At 60.4% G+C, this 15,793-nt stretch carries 18 protein-coding genes; 12 read left to right on the top strand and 6 right to left on the bottom strand.

Annotated elements, in window-relative coordinates:
- Positions 1-55 precede the first annotated feature (55 nt).
- The 8 genes from phnC (at position 56) to ACQY1P_RS05970 (ending at position 7,274) form a co-directional block, all read left to right on the top strand.
- Positions 56-910, top strand: a complete 855-nt coding sequence (gene phnC / locus ACQY1P_RS06005; protein ID WP_192087684.1) for a phosphonate ABC transporter ATP-binding protein — start codon at positions 56-58, stop codon at positions 908-910.
- An 82-nt stretch (positions 911-992) separates the two neighbouring features.
- The gene (gene phnD, locus ACQY1P_RS06000; protein ID WP_192087685.1) at positions 993-1,898 is read left to right on the top strand and encodes a phosphonate ABC transporter substrate-binding protein; all 906 of its coding nucleotides are present in this window, start codon (positions 993-995) and stop codon (positions 1,896-1,898) included.
- A 162-nt stretch (positions 1,899-2,060) separates the two neighbouring features.
- On the top strand, positions 2,061-2,981 hold the full coding sequence (gene phnE / locus ACQY1P_RS05995; protein WP_192087767.1) for a phosphonate ABC transporter, permease protein PhnE: 921 nt from the start codon (positions 2,061-2,063) through the stop codon (positions 2,979-2,981).
- The gene (gene phnE, locus ACQY1P_RS05990; protein ID WP_430255675.1) at positions 2,981-4,333 is read left to right on the top strand and encodes a phosphonate ABC transporter, permease protein PhnE; all 1,353 of its coding nucleotides are present in this window, start codon (positions 2,981-2,983) and stop codon (positions 4,331-4,333) included. The genes phnE (ACQY1P_RS05995) and phnE (ACQY1P_RS05990) overlap by 1 nt, the downstream gene beginning before the upstream one ends.
- Positions 4,334-4,448: 115 nt before the next feature.
- On the top strand, positions 4,449-5,162 hold the full coding sequence (locus ACQY1P_RS05985) for a DUF1045 domain-containing protein (protein WP_430255673.1): 714 nt from the start codon (positions 4,449-4,451) through the stop codon (positions 5,160-5,162).
- A complete protein-coding gene (locus tag ACQY1P_RS05980; protein WP_430255671.1) occupies positions 5,159-6,298 on the top strand; it encodes an alpha-D-ribose 1-methylphosphonate 5-triphosphate diphosphatase in 1,140 nt (379 codons plus the stop codon). Before ACQY1P_RS05985 ends, ACQY1P_RS05980 begins: the two co-directional genes overlap by 4 nt.
- On the top strand, positions 6,298-6,891 hold the full coding sequence (gene phnN, locus ACQY1P_RS05975) for a phosphonate metabolism protein/1,5-bisphosphokinase (PRPP-forming) PhnN (RefSeq protein ID WP_430255669.1): 594 nt from the start codon (positions 6,298-6,300) through the stop codon (positions 6,889-6,891). The genes ACQY1P_RS05980 and phnN overlap by 1 nt, the downstream gene beginning before the upstream one ends.
- An 80-nt stretch (positions 6,892-6,971) precedes the next feature.
- Positions 6,972-7,274, top strand: coding sequence for a hypothetical protein (locus tag ACQY1P_RS05970; RefSeq protein ID WP_430255667.1), 303 nt, complete (start codon positions 6,972-6,974; stop codon positions 7,272-7,274).
- Between the two features lie 10 nt (positions 7,275-7,284).
- Here ACQY1P_RS05970 and polA read toward each other — a convergent pair whose 3' ends face one another.
- Entirely contained in the window at positions 7,285-10,275 is a 2,991-nt protein-coding gene (gene polA / locus ACQY1P_RS05965) for a DNA polymerase I (RefSeq protein ID WP_430255665.1), read from the bottom strand.
- Between polA and ACQY1P_RS05960 the strand changes: the two genes are divergently transcribed.
- The 3 genes from ACQY1P_RS05960 (at position 10,213) to ACQY1P_RS05950 (ending at position 12,668) form a co-directional block, all read left to right on the top strand.
- Entirely contained in the window at positions 10,213-10,425 is a 213-nt protein-coding gene (locus ACQY1P_RS05960; RefSeq protein WP_162237958.1) for a hypothetical protein, read from the top strand. The genes polA and ACQY1P_RS05960 overlap by 63 nt on opposite strands.
- A gap of 248 nt (positions 10,426-10,673) precedes the next feature.
- Positions 10,674-11,105 carry a MarR family winged helix-turn-helix transcriptional regulator gene (locus ACQY1P_RS05955; protein ID WP_062454171.1) on the top strand — a complete coding sequence of 144 codons (432 nt, stop codon included), beginning with the start codon at positions 10,674-10,676 and terminating at the stop codon, positions 11,103-11,105.
- A 174-nt stretch (positions 11,106-11,279) separates the two neighbouring features.
- Positions 11,280-12,668, top strand: a complete 1,389-nt coding sequence (locus ACQY1P_RS05950; protein WP_430255663.1) for a dipeptidase — start codon at positions 11,280-11,282, stop codon at positions 12,666-12,668.
- A gap of 303 nt (positions 12,669-12,971) precedes the next feature.
- Here ACQY1P_RS05950 and ACQY1P_RS05945 read toward each other — a convergent pair whose 3' ends face one another.
- Entirely contained in the window at positions 12,972-13,181 is a 210-nt protein-coding gene (locus tag ACQY1P_RS05945) for a cold-shock protein (protein WP_062454173.1), read from the bottom strand.
- A gap of 550 nt (positions 13,182-13,731) precedes the next feature.
- Between ACQY1P_RS05945 and ACQY1P_RS05940 the strand changes: the two genes are divergently transcribed.
- A complete protein-coding gene (locus tag ACQY1P_RS05940) occupies positions 13,732-14,211 on the top strand; it encodes a YbaK/EbsC family protein (RefSeq protein ID WP_325263735.1) in 480 nt (159 codons plus the stop codon).
- A gap of 15 nt (positions 14,212-14,226) precedes the next feature.
- On the opposite strand, the gene ACQY1P_RS05935 is transcribed toward ACQY1P_RS05940, so the two are convergent.
- The 4 genes from ACQY1P_RS05935 to ACQY1P_RS05920 form a co-directional block, all read right to left on the bottom strand.
- A complete protein-coding gene (locus tag ACQY1P_RS05935; RefSeq protein ID WP_139283901.1) occupies positions 14,227-14,601 on the bottom strand; it encodes a hypothetical protein in 375 nt (124 codons plus the stop codon).
- Between the two features lie 95 nt (positions 14,602-14,696).
- Entirely contained in the window at positions 14,697-14,909 is a 213-nt protein-coding gene (locus tag ACQY1P_RS05930) for a hypothetical protein (protein WP_062454175.1), read from the bottom strand.
- Positions 14,910-15,186: 277 nt separating this feature from the next.
- Complete coding sequence (locus tag ACQY1P_RS05925; RefSeq protein ID WP_062454176.1) at positions 15,187-15,384, bottom strand: hypothetical protein; 198 nt, start codon at positions 15,382-15,384, stop codon at positions 15,187-15,189.
- Positions 15,385-15,488: 104 nt separating this feature from the next.
- Positions 15,489-15,731, bottom strand: a complete 243-nt coding sequence (locus ACQY1P_RS05920) for a hypothetical protein (RefSeq protein WP_162734899.1) — start codon at positions 15,729-15,731, stop codon at positions 15,489-15,491.
- Between the last annotated feature and the right edge of the window lie 62 nt (positions 15,732-15,793).

The following is a 15,793-nucleotide window of genomic DNA, read 5'->3' as shown; positions in this document are numbered from 1 at the left end:
TTCATCAACCAAGTCTAATCCGATCCTCACCAGGGAATGGGACGGATTGAAAAACATGAAGTTTGAATTGAGGAATGTCACCCGACGTTTCGGCGATCATATCGCGGTCAACGCCGTCAGCGTGGAAATACCTCAAGGTCAGATGGTCGGCGTCATCGGTCGCTCCGGCGCCGGCAAATCGACCCTCCTGCGCATGATCAACCGCCTGCAGGAGCCGAGCTCCGGTTCCATTCGGTTTGGCGATCTCGAGGTTTCCGCTCTCAAGGGCGCCGGGTTGCGCAACTGGCAGCGCGATTGCGCGATGATCTTCCAGCAGTTCAATCTCGTGCCACGCCTCGACGTCATGACCAACGTGATGCTCGGCCGGTTGAACCACCGATCCACGATCATGAGCCTTCTCAACATCTTCTCCGACGACGAGCGCATGGCTGCGATCGCCGCGCTCGAGCGTCTCGGTATCGAGCAGACCGCCATGCAGCGCGCCGGCACGCTTTCTGGCGGTCAGCAGCAGCGCGTCGCCATCGCCCGCGCCCTCATGCAGGCGCCGAAAATGCTTCTGGCCGATGAGCCGATCGCCTCTCTGGACCCGCTCAACGCCAAGATCGTGATGGACGCGCTGCGCGACATCAACGAGCGCGAGGGCATTACCGTCATCACCAACCTGCACACGCTCGATACGGCGCGCGCTTATTGCGAGCGGATCATCGGGATGGCAGGCGGCCGCGTCGTCTTCGACGGCACGCCGTCGCAGCTGAACGCGCAGGCCGTCAGCGAGATCTACGGATCGGACCGCGACGGTGCCGGCATCGACGAGACGATGACCTCGACCAGCATCAACAATCCCGCGGCCCCTGCGGCTGCGGCCAAGCAATCGGCCGGAATAGGCAGCCTGGCAAGCGCCAGGGCCTGAGCCGCATCCAGATCGTCTGCCCACGTTAAGGGCGCGTTGCTTCACGACCCAACTCCGGATGATCCGGAAACAGGAGATCACAATGTTCAGAAAAACTATGCTTGCTGCCGCGACGCTCAGCCTGCTCGCCGGTTCCGCCCTTGCCCAGGACGTCAAGGTTCTGCGCATCGGTCTCGACGGCTCGGAAAACGAAGCCGACCAGATCCGCAACACCCAGTGCGTTGCCGATGGCCTGAAGGCTGCGACCGGCGTAACCGAAGTGAAGCTGTTCCCGTCGCCGAACTATAACGGCGTTATCCAGGGCCTGCTCGGCGGCACGATCGACATTGCTTCGATGGGTGCAGCTTCCTATGCAGCCATCGCGCTCAAGGACGACAAGGCTGTCGACCCGATCCTGACCTACACGGGTTCGGACGGCTCCAGCGGTTACTACTCGATCATGGTTGCCCGCAAGGACAGCGGCATCAAGACACTGGCCGACCTGAAGGGCAAGAAGATCGGCTTCGCCGATCCGGATTCGACCTCGGGCTATCTCGTCCCGAACGTCGCGCTGCCGAAGGAAATCGGCATGCCGGTCAAGCAGTATTTCTCCGAAACCGGCTTCGGCGGCGGCCATGAGAACCTGGTTCTCGCCGTCCTCGACAAGAAGTTCGATGCCGGCACGACGTTCGGTTCGGGCGTTGGCAAGTGGGAAGAAGGTTATAGCGGCGGCAACCTGCACCAGATGGTCGCCAAGGGTAACCTCGACATGGACGATATCGTTCAGGTCTGGAAGTCGCCACTGATCCCGAACGGTCCGCTGATGGTCTCCAACAAGGTTCCGGCCGACATGAAGGCCAAGGTCAAGGCCTTCTTCATGGAACTGCCGAAGAAGAACCTCGCCTGCTTCCAGTCCTTCACCCAGGGCAAGAACAAGGACTACATCGAAGTCAATCCGGCCTTCTACCAGACGATCGTCGACGCCCGTAAGTCCGTTATCGGCGGCTGATCATCCTTCAAAAGACCTGGCGGCGGCATCTGCAGAAGGTGCCGCCGTTCTGCAACGAGAGACACGGGCATGGCGACGATCAGCAAACAGACGACCGGACATCTCGGCGGCAATCTCGACGGCGCCCCCGGCAGCCGACTGGGACCAGCGGCATCCCTGATGATGCAGCATTACCGGCAGCAGCTGCGAACCCGCCGCGTCTATACCGCTATTACGATTGGCGTGTTTCTGGTCGTGCTGTTCGCCTCGCTGAAATTCGCCAATGACGCCAATGCGGGCAAGTTCTTCGAACGCCTGCCCTATATGTTCGATTTCATTCGCAGCTTCGTGCCTGACAGCCCGATGGAAATCATCCGGGCGATGTTCGACCTTCCCTCCCCCTATGCCGACGGCTCGCTGAAATATGATTACACGGCCGATCGCCACTATATTACCGAGACGTTCTACATCCCGAATTTCTTCTACCAGCTGATCATCACCATCAACATCGCGCTGGTTTCGACGATTATCGGTTCCGCCATCGCCTTTCTGCTGTGCTTCTTCGCGTCCACCAATCTTGTCGGCGCCGGGCCTGTGCGTTTCGTCGTTCGCCGCATCATGGAAATCCTGCGTGCCTTTCCGGAAATCGTCATTGCCGGACTTCTGACGGCGATCCTGTCGATCGGGCCGATCGCCGCGATCATTGCGATTACCGTCCACACGATCGGCGCGCTCGGAAAGCTGTTCTTCGAGGTGGTCGAGAATTCCGACATGAAGCCGGATGAAGGTTTGCGGGCCGCCGGTGCATCCTGGGTCGAGCGGGTGCGTTTCGCGATCGTTCCCCAGGTGCTGCCGAATTTCGTGTCCTACACGCTGCTGCGCGCCGAGGTAAACGTGCGCGCCTCGACCATTATCGGTGCGGTCGGTGGCGGCGGTATCGGCGAGGTGTTTCGCCTGGCGATCGGTCGCGATCATGCGGCCAAGACCTATGCCATCATCATTCTGCTGCTCGTCAGCGTCATTGCCATCGACCAGTTCTCGTCCTGGCTTCGCCGCCGGCTGATCGGCCAGCAGTCCTTCGAACTTGGCAGGGGAGCAGCCTGATGCCATCGGTACCTGCCATCAATGCATCCGACAGAGAGCGCTTGCGCGAAACCTATCCGCAGGTGTTTCAACGGTCCTTCCTGCAGCGCTACGGACTGGTGATCGGCTCCGGACTGATCCTCGCCTATCTGGTTGCCTGCTTTTTCGCCTTCAATGTGGGTCCCGCCTTCAGGAACGGCCAGTGGGACCGAGCCTCGCTCTATCTCCAGGACTGGTATTCATGGCGTGCCCAGCCGCGCCTGCGGTTCCAGGACGACGGCACCGTCAAGCCGCAGTGGTCGAGCCGCGGACAGTATGCCGAAGGTTCCGACATTTCCTGGCTGAAGCCAACCGAAGGCGGCGGTTACCGCGTGACCTATGGCAGCGATGCGGATCGTCTGGATGTGACGCCAGGCCGGGTCGATGTCTATCTGAACGGCATGGTCTATCCGGTCACGATCGGCAGCAACGCAGCGACGGCGCCAGCCGATGCGCCTGCGGCACTCCGCCAGGACGGAGCCAAGGTGCTGGTCGACTACGGCTTCGAGGGCCAGGCGGAAATCCGGCCGGCACAGGTCTATGTGCAGCGTCGCTTTCTTGGTTGGGCGAACTTCCTGTTCGACACCAAGTCAGCATTCTGGGGCAAGAGCTGGGGCGAGCTTGCACACCTTGCGACGATCGGCGAGCGGCTGGATCCGGAACGCTCGAATATCGGCCATATGCGCGACGACTTCCTAGGCAATAATGTCTGGCAGCATGCGGACATTCTGTCGAAACTGCTGCAGACGCTGGTCATGGCCTTTGTCGGAACGCTGCTCGGGACGCTGTTCGCCTTCCCGCTCGCCTTCATCGCAGCGCGCAACATTACCCGCAACCGGGCCGCCAACTGGGGCATGAAGCGCTTGTTCGACTTCCTGCGCTCCGTCGACATGCTGATCTGGGCGCTGTTCTTCACCCGCTCCTTCGGCCCAGGACCGATCCCCGGTATCGCGGCGATCTTCTTCACGGATGCGGGTGCGCTCGGCAAGGTCTATTCGGAAGCGGTCGAGAATGTCGACGACAAGCAGCGCGAGGGTGTCAAATCGGTCGGCGCGCCCTCCGTCATCGTCAACCGCTTCGGCGTCGTGCCGCAGGTGCTGCCGGTGTTCATCTCCCAGTCGCTGTATTTCTGGGAATCGAACACCCGTTCGGCGACTGTTATCGGCGCCGTTGGTGCAGGCGGCATCGGCCTCAAGCTGCTCGAAGCGATGGGCACCAATGCCGACTGGGACAAGGTTGCCTATATGGTTCTGCTGATCCTGATGGTGGTGTTCCTGTTCGACAATGTGTCCAACGCGATCCGCTCCCGCCTGATCGGTGGCCCGACGCATTAAAAGCTCTGCCGCATCATCATTCTGTCACGGAAATCTTTTAGCCGAAGGCTGTCTCGAGGCGCCACAGGTGGTTAGTCTCGGGACGTCGCTTCCTTTTTGATTCCGGAACCATGCCTTGCGATATGCTCTCTACTTTTCGCCCGCAGCGGATCACCCGCTGACGAAGACCGCCTCCCGTTGGCTCGGCCGCGATGCCTTCAACGATGAGCGCTTCGAGACAGCGGTCGTGGAAGGCATTAACGCCGAGGACGTGCACGCGCTGACGGCCGACCCACGCCGCTACGCCTTTCATGCGACGCTGAAGGCACCATTCGAGCTTGCCGAGGGACGAAGCGAAGCCGAACTGATCGAGGCATTCGAGGCGTTTGCGGCGGCGACACCGGGTTTCGACATTCCGAATGCCATCATCGGCCAGCTCGGCCGTTTCTTTGCTCTGGTGCCGGGCCAGGTCTATCCGGAACTTCAGGCCTTTGCCGCCCGCGTGGTCGAAGAGTTTGAGCCGTTCCGTGCGCCGCTTTCCGATGCCGATATTGCCCGGCGCAAGCCGGAGAGCCTGTCAACCGAACACCGCGACAACCTGATGCGCTGGGGCTACCCCTACGTCATGGACGAGTTCCGCTTTCACATGACGCTGACCGGACAGGTTCCGCCCGAACAGGCGCCGGCCATGCGCACGGCACTTGAAACCAGATTTGCAGATTTCACCAACGCACCGCTCTCCATCAACGGAGTTGCGCTCTTCATAGAGCCCGAGCGGGGCGCAGATTTTACAGTTCACCGCTGGCTGCCCTTAGCGCCCGCCTCCGATATTAGAAAGACGACCCCATGACCGTCGAGACCGTATTCACAAATGCCCGTATTGTGCTGGAGGACAGCATCGTGACCGGCTCCATCCAGATCCGGGACGGCAAGATCGCAGACATTTCCAGTGGCACGGCACAGGCCGGCGAAGACTTCGAGGGCGATTACCTGATCCCCGGGCTTGTCGAACTGCATACCGACCATCTGGAACAGCATTACTCGCCGCGTCCGGGCGTGCGCTGGAATGCGACGGCGGCAATCCAGGCGCATGACGCACAGATCGCTTCTTCCGGCATCACCACCGTGTTCGATTGCCTGCGGATGGGATCGGACGAGGATGGCGGCTTCGAACAGGGCGAGATGCGCGCCATGGCAGACGCCATCCAGGCCGCCGAGCGCCAGGGCCGCCTGCGGTCCGAGCATCTGATCCATCTTCGCTGCGAAGTTTCGTCCGACAATGTGCTCGATCACTTCGCCGATTTTGCCAACGATCCTTACGTCAGGCTCGTTTCGCTGATGGACCATGCTCCGGGCCAGCGCCAGTTCCAGACGATGGACCAGTACATCTTCTACTACCAGAAGAAGCGCGGGCTTTCCGACGAAGCCTTCAAGATCTTCATCGACAAGCGCGTCGAAGAGTCCGAGCGCAATTCGACGCCGCATCGCATCGCCATCGCAAAGGTCTGCGCCGATAACGGCATTACGGTTGCAAGCCACGACGATGCCACGCTCGCGCATGTGGACGAGGCGATCGGCAATGGTGTGAAGCTCGCCGAATTCCCGACCAGTCTCGATGCCGCCAAGGCCTCGCATCAGGCGGGGATGAGCGTGCTGATGGGCGCCCCCAACATCGTGCGCGGCAAGTCGCATTCCGGCAATATCGCCGCCCGCGATCTGGCTGAGAAAGACGTTCTCGACGTGCTTTCGTCCGACTACGTACCGCTCAGCCTGCTCTACGCGCCGTTCATTCTGGCCGATGACGTCGACAGCATTTCGCTGCCGAAGGCAATCGCCATGGTGAGTGCGACGCCTGCCCGCACGGTCGGCCTCGACGATCGCGGCCGGATCGCCACCGGTCTACGCGCTGATCTGGTCCGGGTTCATCGCCCAGAGGGTGTGCCGGTGGCGCGCGCTGTGTGGCGCGAAGGACGGCGGGTCGCCTGATGGCCGGCTGCCCGGCGAATAGCGACAGTGGCAAAAGCGGCGTGATCGTCGTCGTGGTCGGCCCGAGCGGTGCGGGCAAGGACACGCTGATGGCGGAGGCTGCGCGGCATTTTGCGGATCGTGACGACGTGGTGTTTGCCCGCCGCACAATCACCCGGGACCCTGCCGCCGGCGGGGAGGACCACGACGGCGTCTCGGAGGACGAGTTCGCTGCTTTGGAAAAAGCCGGACGCTTTGCCGTCTCCTGGAATGCGCACGGGCTATCCTATGGCATTCCCAAGGATACGCTCGATGCCGTCGAAGGTGGCAGTCTGGTCATCGCCAATGGCTCCCGTTCGGCGCTTGCACACTTCCACTCAGCGTATCCGGCCATGCTGGTCATCAACGTCATTGCCTCGCGCGACGTGCTCGCCGCGCGGCTCGAAGCGCGGGGACGGGAATGCCGCGAGGACATCCTGCGGCGTCTAGAGCGCGGCTCCCTCACTGTCGATGGCGACTATTCGGTCGTAACGATCGACAACAGCGGGTCCCTGAGCGAAGCCGCCCAAACACTGATCGACACGCTGGAACGACGTCTTTTCCGGCGCGTGTGATTTTGCGACTATCTTCACGACGGGCACTTTACAGTCCCGATTTTGCCTCTATGTGGACTTTCTAACATAAGGGGCGCAGCATGGACCAAACGCGAAGGCTTGATGACTTAGACGACGTGGATGCTGCGGGAACGGCAAGGCTCAATCTGGAAGCCCGGATGACCGTGCTCGAGATCGTGTCCATCACCTCGCTCGCCATGGCGCTGGATACCTCCGAAAACGCGAATGTTGATCATGCCAAGGGCATTGCCAGCCTGATCCTCGACACCGTCCACCACCGCTGTCGTGAACTGGGCATGACGGATGAAGGCAGCCAGTCGGCGCACCGATACGCCGACGAGCTACTATCGACAGCTCTTCTGTCTCTTTACCCCAACGGCTGATCAAGCCAGATCAGTGCGCCTCGTCCCAGTTCGCGGCGGCGCGCGCGTCCACTTTCAGCGGCACCCGCATCGAAACAGCCGGCATTGTCGCCTCTTCCATGGTCGATACGATCAGCGGGATCGCTTCTTCGATCGCCGCATCCTCGACTTCGAAGATCAGTTCGTCATGCACCTGCAGCAGCATGCGGACCTTTTCGTCGAGACCGGCCTTCTTCAGGGCAGGCTCCATCCCGATCATCGCACGGCGGATGACATCAGCGGCCGACCCCTGGATCGGGGCGTTGATGGCAGCGCGTTCACTGAAGGCGCGCATCGACGGGTTGGACGACTTGATATCGGGATAATGGGAGCGACGGCCGAAGATCGTTTCCACATAGCCATGCTCACGGGCAAAGGCCTTCGTCTGCTCCATGTAGTCTTTGATACCGGGAAAGCGCTCGAAATACCGCTTGATGTAATCGCCTGCTTCCGAGCGATCGATAGACAGTTGGTTGGCAAGACCAAAGGCGGAAATTCCGTAGATGATGCCGAAGTTGATCGCCTTCGCGCGGCGACGGACCTCACTCGACATGCCCTCGACGGGAACACCGAACATTTCCGATGCGGTCATCGAGTGAATGTCGATGCCATCCGCAAAGGCCTGACGCAGCTGCGGAATGTCGGCGACGTGGGCGAGGACGCGCAGCTCGATCTGGCTGTAATCCGCGGAGAGAAGCTTGTGGCCGGGGGTCGCGATGAATGCGGTGCGGATCTTGCGGCCTTCGGCATTGCGGACCGGGATGTTCTGGAGATTGGGTTCCGACGAGGAAAGACGCCCGGTTGTGGTCGACGCCAGCGAATAGGACGTGTGGACGCGCTTGGTTTCCGGATGGACGTAGCCTGGAAGCGCATCGGTGTAGGTGGATTTCAGCTTTGTCAGCTGGCGCCAGTCGACGATCTTGCGGGGCAGATCATGACCGGTTGCCGCCAGATCCTCCAGCACGCTTGCCGAGGTTGACCACTGGCCGGTCTTGGTCTTGGCGCCGCCGGGCAGGCCCATCTTGCCGAACAGGATATCGCCGAGCTGCTTGGGAGAGCCGATGGTGAATTTCTCGCCGGCGAGCGCATAGATCTCGTCTTCGAAGGCCGCCGCCTTCTGCGCAAGCTCGCCGGAAAGGCGCGACAGGATCTGCCGATCGATAGTGATGCCGCGTTCTTCCATATCGGCGAGAACAGAGACCAGCGGTCGCTCGAGCCGTTCGTAGACGCGCGTCAGGCCCGCTGCGGCGAGCTGCGGCTTCAGCACCATCCAGAGACGCAGCGTGACATCCGCGTCCTCGGCCGCATAGGCAGTCGCCTTCTCGATATCGACGTAATCGAACGTCACCCCGCTCTTGCCGGAGCCGGCAACATCCTTGAACGCGATCGGCTTATGATTGAGCCAGCGTTCGGACAATGCGTCCATGCCGTGGTTGGCCTTTCCGGCCTCCAGCACGTAGGACATCAGCATCGTATCGTCATGGGCCTGGACGGTTATGCCGTGCCGCTTCATGACGAGGTAATCGAACTTGAGGTTCTGCGCGACCTTGAGGACGGTCGGATCTTCCAGCAGCGGCTTGAGGCGATCCAGCGCTTTGCGGCTGGCCATCTGGTTTTCGGCCAGACCACCGCCTAGGAGATCGCCGACACCAGTCTTGTGGGTGAGCGGAACATAGGCGGCGCGGACTTCGAGCCCGGACGGGCTGTCGGTATTGTCGGCGATCGCCAGCGAGAAGCCGACCAGTTCGGCCTGCATCGGGTCGAGCGAGTTGGTCTCCGTGTCGAAGGCGACGAAACCGGTCTCGCGCGCCGCGCGGATCCAGTCATCAAGCACTTCCACATCGCGGATCGTCACGTAGTTTTCCATATCGAGCTTCGCCTGCCCGAATGCGGCGATACGAGCTTCGGCAAAGGAGGCTGGCGTCGCTTCGCCGGTTACCTTTGCGACCGTCGAAACCGCTCGCTCGGCGGGCGCCGGAGCTGTGGCCTCTCCCGTATCGGCCTTCGCCGCCTCGCCCGCATCGAGGTCTGGACCGCGGGCGGCATCGCCCCATTCGACCTCGACATCCGCCGCTTCTATTTCATCGGCGTTGCAGTCGCAGGCTGTGGCAACCCTTCGCGTCAACGTTCCGAAGTTCATGGCCTTGAGGAAGCCGATCAGCTTTGGTCCGTTCTGGGGTTCGAGGACCAGCGCGTCGAGTTCGAGCTCCAGGGGAACATCGGTGCGCAGCTCCACCAGTCGCCTCGACAGGCGCGCCTGCTCGGCAAAGGCGATGATGCTTTCGCGGCGCTTGACCTGCTTGATCTCTCCGGCGCGGGAAAGAAGCGTTTCGAGATCGCCGAACTCTTCCAAAAGCTGCGCTGCCGTCTTCGGCCCGATGCCCGGAATACCCGGCACGTTGTCGACCGAATCGCCGACCAAAGCCTGGAGATCGATCATCTTTTCAGGCGCTACGCCCCACTTTTCGACGACGTCGGGCACGCTGATCTGCTTGTCCTTCATGCTGTCGTACATGTGGACCATCGGCGTCACCAGCTGCATCAGGTCCTTGTCGGAGGACACGATGGTGACGTCGGCGCCCGTCGCTTCGGCCTGGCGGGCATAGGTGGCAATGATGTCATCCGCCTCGAACCCCTCCGTCTCGATGCAGGGGAGGTTGAAGGCGCGGGTCGCCTGGCGGATCAGACCGAACTGCGGAACGAGCTCTTCCGGCGGCGCGGACCGGTTGGCCTTGTACGCATCGTAGATCTCCTTGCGGAAGGTCTTCGAGGAATAGTCGAAAATGACGGCGAAATGCGTCGGCGTGACGCCGACAGACGTATCGCGCGCATCGGTCAGAAGCTTCCACAACATGTTGCAGAACCCCGACACGGCGCCCACCGGCAGCCCGTCTGATTTGCGGGTGAGCGGGGGCAATGCATGAAACGCCCGGAAGATGAAACCGGAGCCGTCGATGAGGAAGAGATGATCGCCTTTTTTCATGGGGATGGAATACCCCGAGGCATCTTCGGCGTCCACGAAAAGTTCGCCGGCAGCGCCACCGAACGCTCACCGCAACGTTACCGATTTGTAATAGACCAATCCCTTGAAAAGCCGCATTTCGCCGCACATTTCAAGCTTACCGGCGATTGATCACGCCGCAGTCTGGCACCCGGCTTGCCCCCTGCCGCGTCAGACCGGACAAAGGCTCACCCCCCTCTCCGGGCCTTTGTTCTTCTATCATGCCGCCACGACCGCTCCCCTCCCGGTCGTGGCGGTTTTTGTTTGCGGCTCACAGCATCTAGCGAAGCGTTGCAGGGTTGGCGAAAGCACGGCGTGCGATATATCCTTCCGGGCAAGGTCTGTTTGGACTTTCAACCGGGAAGCAAGATACCGAAGCCATGGCATTCGATCGCTCTCATTCCGCAACCTATCTCGCCAACCAGCTTGCGAAGGGTTTTGCGCGATCCCTGCAACAGCGCTCAAGCAGCCTCGGCTTTTCCCCGGGCCAGTTTCCCGTTCTCCTGGAACTCTGGCAGCAGGATGGCCTTACCCAGAAGCAACTCCTGGACAAGCTCGAGGTGGAGCAGGCGACGGTTGCCAATACGCTCGCGCGGATGCAGCGCGACGGTCTCATCGAGCGCATCCCCCATCCTGACGACAAGCGGGCAAAGATCATTACCCTGACGGCGCTTGGCCGCAGCCTGGAGGCCCGTGCGGTGGAGGCGGCAGCGGAAGCCGACGCGGCCCTGTTTTCCGGGTTCAAGCGATTCGAGCGTGACCTGATGATCGAATACATGCGGATGATTTTGGAGAACGCCCGCAAGCTCTAGGGGGCGCCAGAGACTTGTCAGTGCAAGGTTGCAGTCGACGTTACTGCCCGCTAGTTGTCCTGCACCAATCAGCCTTTTCCATTGTACGGTGACATAAAGGCTTGCTAGTTTCCGGAACGAGCGTCGCAAGCCACGTCTACAGCGGCGCCGAGCATCCACACACAGGATATTGTTATGACCGAACTTTCCCCCGTTCTTGACCGTGCCGACCAGAACCTCAGCGCCAGCATCGATCGGATGTTCGATCTCGTGCGCATCAAGTCGATCTCGACTGATCCGGCCTTCAAGGACGATTGCCGCAAGGCGGCTGAGTGGCTTGTCGAGGAATTGACGACGCTGGGCTTCGAAGCATCCTTGCGCGACACCCCCGGTCATCCGATGGTGGTCGGTCATCACGCGGGAGCAACGCCGGATGCGCCGCACGTTCTGTTCTACGGTCACTACGACGTGCAGCCGGTCGATCCGATCGAGCTTTGGGAACATGATCCTTTCGATCCGAAGCTGAAGGAGCTCCCGGGTGGCCGCAAGATCATGACCGGACGCGGGACATCCGACGACAAGGGCCAGTTGCTGACCTTCGTCGAAGCCTGCCGCGCCTACAAGGACGTGCATGGCGCGCTGCCGATCCGCATCACCATTCTGTTTGAGGGCGAGGAAGAATCCGGTTCGCCGTCGCTGAAGCCTTTCCTCGAAGCAAATGCCGAAGAGCTCAAGGCCGACTTCGCCCTGGTCTGCGATACGGGCATGTGGGACACCGACACACCGGCAATCGCTGCCGCCCTTCGCGGACTGGTCGGCGAAGAGATCACTGTCACCGCTGCCGACCGCGACCTGCATTCCGGCCTTTACGGCGGTGCTGCCGCAAACCCGATCCACATTCTCACCGGCATCATCGCCGGCCTTCGCGACGACACGGGCCGTATCACCCTTGAGGGTTTCTACGACGGCGTCGAGGAAACGCCTGAAAACATCAAGGCAAGCTGGGAGACGCTTGGTCGCTCGGCCGAAAAGTTCCTCGGCGAAATCGGGCTCTCAGAGCCAGCCGGCGAAAAGGGCCGTTCGGTTCTGGAAATGACCTGGGCCCGACCGACCTGCGAGGTCAACGGGATCTGGGGCGGTTACACTGGCGACGGCTTCAAGACCGTCATTGCGGCCAAGGCTTCGGCAAAGATCTCGTTCCGCCTCGTCGGCACGCAGGACCCCGACAAGATCCGCGACGCGTTCCGCGCCTATGTGACATCCAAGATCCCGGCGGACTGCAACGTCGAGTTCCACCCGCATGGTGGCTCGCCTGCGATCCAGCTTTCCTACGACTCACCGGCCTTGACCAAGGCCAAGAGTGCACTTTCGGACGAATGGGCAAATCCAGCCGTCATCATCGGCATGGGCGGCTCCATTCCGATCGTTGGCGATTTCCAGAAGATGCTCGGAATGGATAGTCTGCTGGTCGGCTTCGGACTCAATGACGACCGGATCCACTCGCCGAACGAGAAGTATGACCTGAAGTCCTACCACAAGGGGATCAGGTCCTGGGTCCGGATCATCACGGCCCTCGCAAAGTAAGGGCATCGGCGGGGCGCAGCAGACAGCGCCTTTGCCGATACACGTCCAACTCATACGAAACGAAAAAGGTCGGGCTAGCCCGACCTTTCTGATCCCAATCACAAGTGCCAGTACATCCGTGGTCACTCTTATGGGCATGCAATGCGAAACAGCCGCCGTCGACGACATTGGCTCTAATGTTCATCGTCTCGCTAATTGGTTAATATTTGGTTAACGGCGCTCTGTGCCTTGCTCGAAAGGCATCGTCGGAACGCAAAAAGGCCGGTCGATGACCGGCCTTCATAAATAAATGAAACGGGTATCTTAGACGGCGCGGAGGCTGTCAGCCGATTCCTTGCCGGAACGGCGGTCGGTCGTCAGTTCGAAGCCGATCTTCTGACCGTCCTGCAGCTGGCCGAGGCCTGCGCGCTCGACCGCGGTGACGTGAACGAAAACGTCCTTGCCACCGTCGTCAGGGGTGATGAAGCCGTAGCCCTTGGTTGCGTTGAACCATTTTACAGTACCAGTCGCCATAACGATGCCTTTCTCTTGCAAATGACCGACTGCCCCGTTCGGAATTTCGCGGGGCGTTTGTGTTTCGTATTTGAAGAAAGATCGTCGCAGGCGGGGCAGTTTAGCCACGTGCTGGCTTGTCAAACAAATATCGATGCAGAGGATTTAAGGTCTGGCCGTTTTGGCGTCAAGCCTGCAGGACCGGGCGCAAATCGATCGATCCAGACGCGATCGTGGTGCCCTGTATCCGCTGTATCGACGCAAGTTCTTGGAGTTGCGGGCCTTTTCGAGAGCTTCAGGCGCTTAAGATATCTCATCGCTCCAGCCCCTCAGAAAACAGAAAAGCCCGACGCGGGAGGAGGTGCGTCGGGCTTCTGAAACTGGCCAACAACTGGGAGGAGGAGTGTTGCCGGCCCCATCGGGGACGCTGGGAGGAGGAGTGCGTCCGTCGATGATTTAAACATACAGCGGAAACGCACAAAAAACAGACGTAATTTCGCACCGCAGCATTGCAAGAATCGCATGCCTCGCGAGACTTGCCCGTTGGATGCGCTTCCGTCATGCTGCTCCCATGAGCCTTGAATCCGTACGCAGCTTTTTCGCGACCCACGCGCCTGACATCGAGATCATCGAGACCGAACAGAGTTCGGCGACCGTTCCGCTTGCAGCACTCGCGCATGGCGTCGATCCTGACCAGATCGCGAAGACAATCTGCCTGCGAGCGGGCGACGTCATGCTGTTGGTCGTAATGTCGGGAAATAGTCGCATCGACAATAAGAAGTTCAGGTCGGTCTTCAGCGCCAAACCGCGGATGCTGTCCGGCGATGAGGTCATGGCAGCAACTGGCCATCCGATCGGAGGGGTGTGCCCGTTTGGTCTTGCGACTGAGCTCCAGGTCTATTGCGACCTTTCGCTAAGGGATTACCCTGAGGTCGTGCCCGCAGCTGGAGCAACGAATGCTGCGATCAGGATAGACCCGGAACGACTTGCAGAACTCGCCAAGGCCTTCTGGATCGACTGCGCCAGCCGAACGGATAGTTCGGCCGGCTAGACGGATAAGGTATTCTTAGAAGCGGTCGTTGATGTAACGCTGATACCAGGCCTGCTTGCTGTCGACGGACGCGTTGGCGACGAGATAGCCGATCGCAAAGCCGATACCGCCAATCAGGGTGATCAGGGTCGTGGTTGCTGCAGGATGCTCGCGGACAGTGGCGGCCACGGAATTTGCTTCTTCCGAAACGTAGCTTGCGGCATCGGACGCGCGGCTTGCAACGCGGTCATAAGCAACGCTGCCTTTTTCTGCCAACAGATCACGCAAATTGGCGATCTCGGACTTGAGGCTGGCGATCTCGGAATTAAATGCCGAATTTTCGCTCGGCACATGATCGAAGGATGGCGACTGGGATTCGGTTGGCTTCAGGCTCTTTACGGATTCTGCCATTTTGGCCTCCTGTCTGTTGTTGATCGAGAGCACGGTCAACTTTCGAAGACAGGATATGTTCCTTGAATGGCCCGAATGTCTGTTCGACCCGGAATCTACCGCGCCTTGGCGAGAGTTTCCGCCAATGCAGCCAGTTTCTCTTTTTCGTCGGCGCCCTTTTGAAGCGAGTTGACGAGAATGAGCGCCAGTGCTTCTGCATCTGGACTGCTTTTATCGATGTGGTGCTCGGAGCAGGTCTCGTCGAAGACTTGCTGCAATAGGTTGAGCTGGCCGGAACTGACCGGCTTGCGGATAAGCTGACTTGGCATTTGCCCCTCACGTGCGGATGGCGAGGCTCCTCCCCAAACCCCTGGGAGCCGCGATCAGGCTAAAAGACTTATCCGCTTGCAGCCTCCAAACCTCAGCGAAGGAAACGAGTGGATGCAGCCGGCAGTGTGAGATCTGACTAATTGAATAGCAATAACAAGATCGCACGGGTGCAATTTAGGGGGTTATTAACAATAGCCACACCCTTATCGCGAGCCACGCCGCCCGGCGCGCTTGTCACCGGACGGCGTAGATCATCAATTTCTCTCGGACCACGAATCAGGCAGCGCCTGCCGGGTCTCCCGTCGGCATCAGAGCCGGCTCCAATGTGGGATCCTGCGGGTTTTTCGTATCCCCCGGATCCTGCGTCGGGGTCAGCGGCGGCTTTTCCTGCGTGCGGTCGGGCACTCCACCAGTCCCCACGGGACCACGGGGAGTCTCGACGCCGGGAGTTGGCAATGGGTCACGATTCGGCATGAATGCCTCCTTTGTCTCAGGGTAGGTCTAGAGGAAACGGCTATAACCATTGATTGTTCCGGTCCGCTCCTCGGGCAGGGCTAGCGCTGGACGCGGATCGCGGGTCAAATCCAGCGTCGCCTGTCGTGGGGCCGGGACGAAACGCCCAGCAGATAACCGAGTAGAAATGCCGCCACGCCAATGGATGCGGCAACGGATGCAGTAGCGGCCGGGTGATCCACAGCATGCGCTGCGACCATTCCCGCTTCGTCCTTCACCTTCGCGGCTGTGGATTTTGCTTTTTCAACGACGCCCGTTTCAGGGTCGATATCACCGGTGAAGCCGACATTGAGTGGTTTTCTCGCCATGGTCATCTCCTTTTGAAGACAATCCACGGGCCGGAATGAAGTTCCGTCCGCAAGACGCGACT

The sequence above is a fragment of the Neorhizobium sp. DAR64872/K0K18 genome (assembly GCF_050500175.1).
GTDB classification, from domain to species: Bacteria; Pseudomonadota; Alphaproteobacteria; order Rhizobiales; family Rhizobiaceae; genus Neorhizobium; species Neorhizobium soli.
This window is presented reverse-complemented; position numbering and strand designations above follow the sequence as displayed.

Excerpts from the sequence above, each read along its gene's own strand:
- phnC (WP_192087684.1), top strand. The coding sequence starts at position 56 with ATGAAGTTTGAATTGAGGAATGTCACCCGACGTTTCGGCGATCATATC.
- phnD (WP_192087685.1), top strand. The coding sequence starts at position 993 with ATGTTCAGAAAAACTATGCTTGCTGCCGCGACGCTCAGCCTGCTCGCC.
- phnE (WP_192087767.1), top strand. The coding sequence starts at position 2,061 with ATGCAGCATTACCGGCAGCAGCTGCGAACCCGCCGCGTCTATACCGCT.
- phnE (WP_430255675.1), top strand. The coding sequence starts at position 2,981 with ATGCCATCGGTACCTGCCATCAATGCATCCGACAGAGAGCGCTTGCGC.
- ACQY1P_RS05980 (WP_430255671.1), top strand. The coding sequence starts at position 5,159 with ATGACCGTCGAGACCGTATTCACAAATGCCCGTATTGTGCTGGAGGAC.
- phnN (WP_430255669.1), top strand. The coding sequence starts at position 6,298 with ATGGCCGGCTGCCCGGCGAATAGCGACAGTGGCAAAAGCGGCGTGATC.
- ACQY1P_RS05970 (WP_430255667.1), top strand. The coding sequence starts at position 6,972 with ATGGACCAAACGCGAAGGCTTGATGACTTAGACGACGTGGATGCTGCG.
- ACQY1P_RS05960 (WP_162237958.1), top strand. The coding sequence starts at position 10,213 with ATGAAACGCCCGGAAGATGAAACCGGAGCCGTCGATGAGGAAGAGATG.
- polA (WP_430255665.1), bottom strand. The coding sequence starts at position 10,275 with ATGAAAAAAGGCGATCATCTCTTCCTCATCGACGGCTCCGGTTTCATC.
- ACQY1P_RS05955 (WP_062454171.1), top strand. The coding sequence starts at position 10,674 with ATGGCATTCGATCGCTCTCATTCCGCAACCTATCTCGCCAACCAGCTT.
- ACQY1P_RS05950 (WP_430255663.1), top strand. The coding sequence starts at position 11,280 with ATGACCGAACTTTCCCCCGTTCTTGACCGTGCCGACCAGAACCTCAGC.
- ACQY1P_RS05945 (WP_062454173.1), bottom strand. The coding sequence starts at position 13,181 with ATGGCGACTGGTACTGTAAAATGGTTCAACGCAACCAAGGGCTACGGC.
- ACQY1P_RS05940 (WP_325263735.1), top strand. The coding sequence starts at position 13,732 with ATGAGCCTTGAATCCGTACGCAGCTTTTTCGCGACCCACGCGCCTGAC.
- ACQY1P_RS05935 (WP_139283901.1), bottom strand. The coding sequence starts at position 14,601 with ATGGCAGAATCCGTAAAGAGCCTGAAGCCAACCGAATCCCAGTCGCCA.
- ACQY1P_RS05930 (WP_062454175.1), bottom strand. The coding sequence starts at position 14,909 with ATGCCAAGTCAGCTTATCCGCAAGCCGGTCAGTTCCGGCCAGCTCAAC.
- ACQY1P_RS05925 (WP_062454176.1), bottom strand. The coding sequence starts at position 15,384 with ATGCCGAATCGTGACCCATTGCCAACTCCCGGCGTCGAGACTCCCCGT.
- ACQY1P_RS05920 (WP_162734899.1), bottom strand. The coding sequence starts at position 15,731 with ATGGCGAGAAAACCACTCAATGTCGGCTTCACCGGTGATATCGACCCT.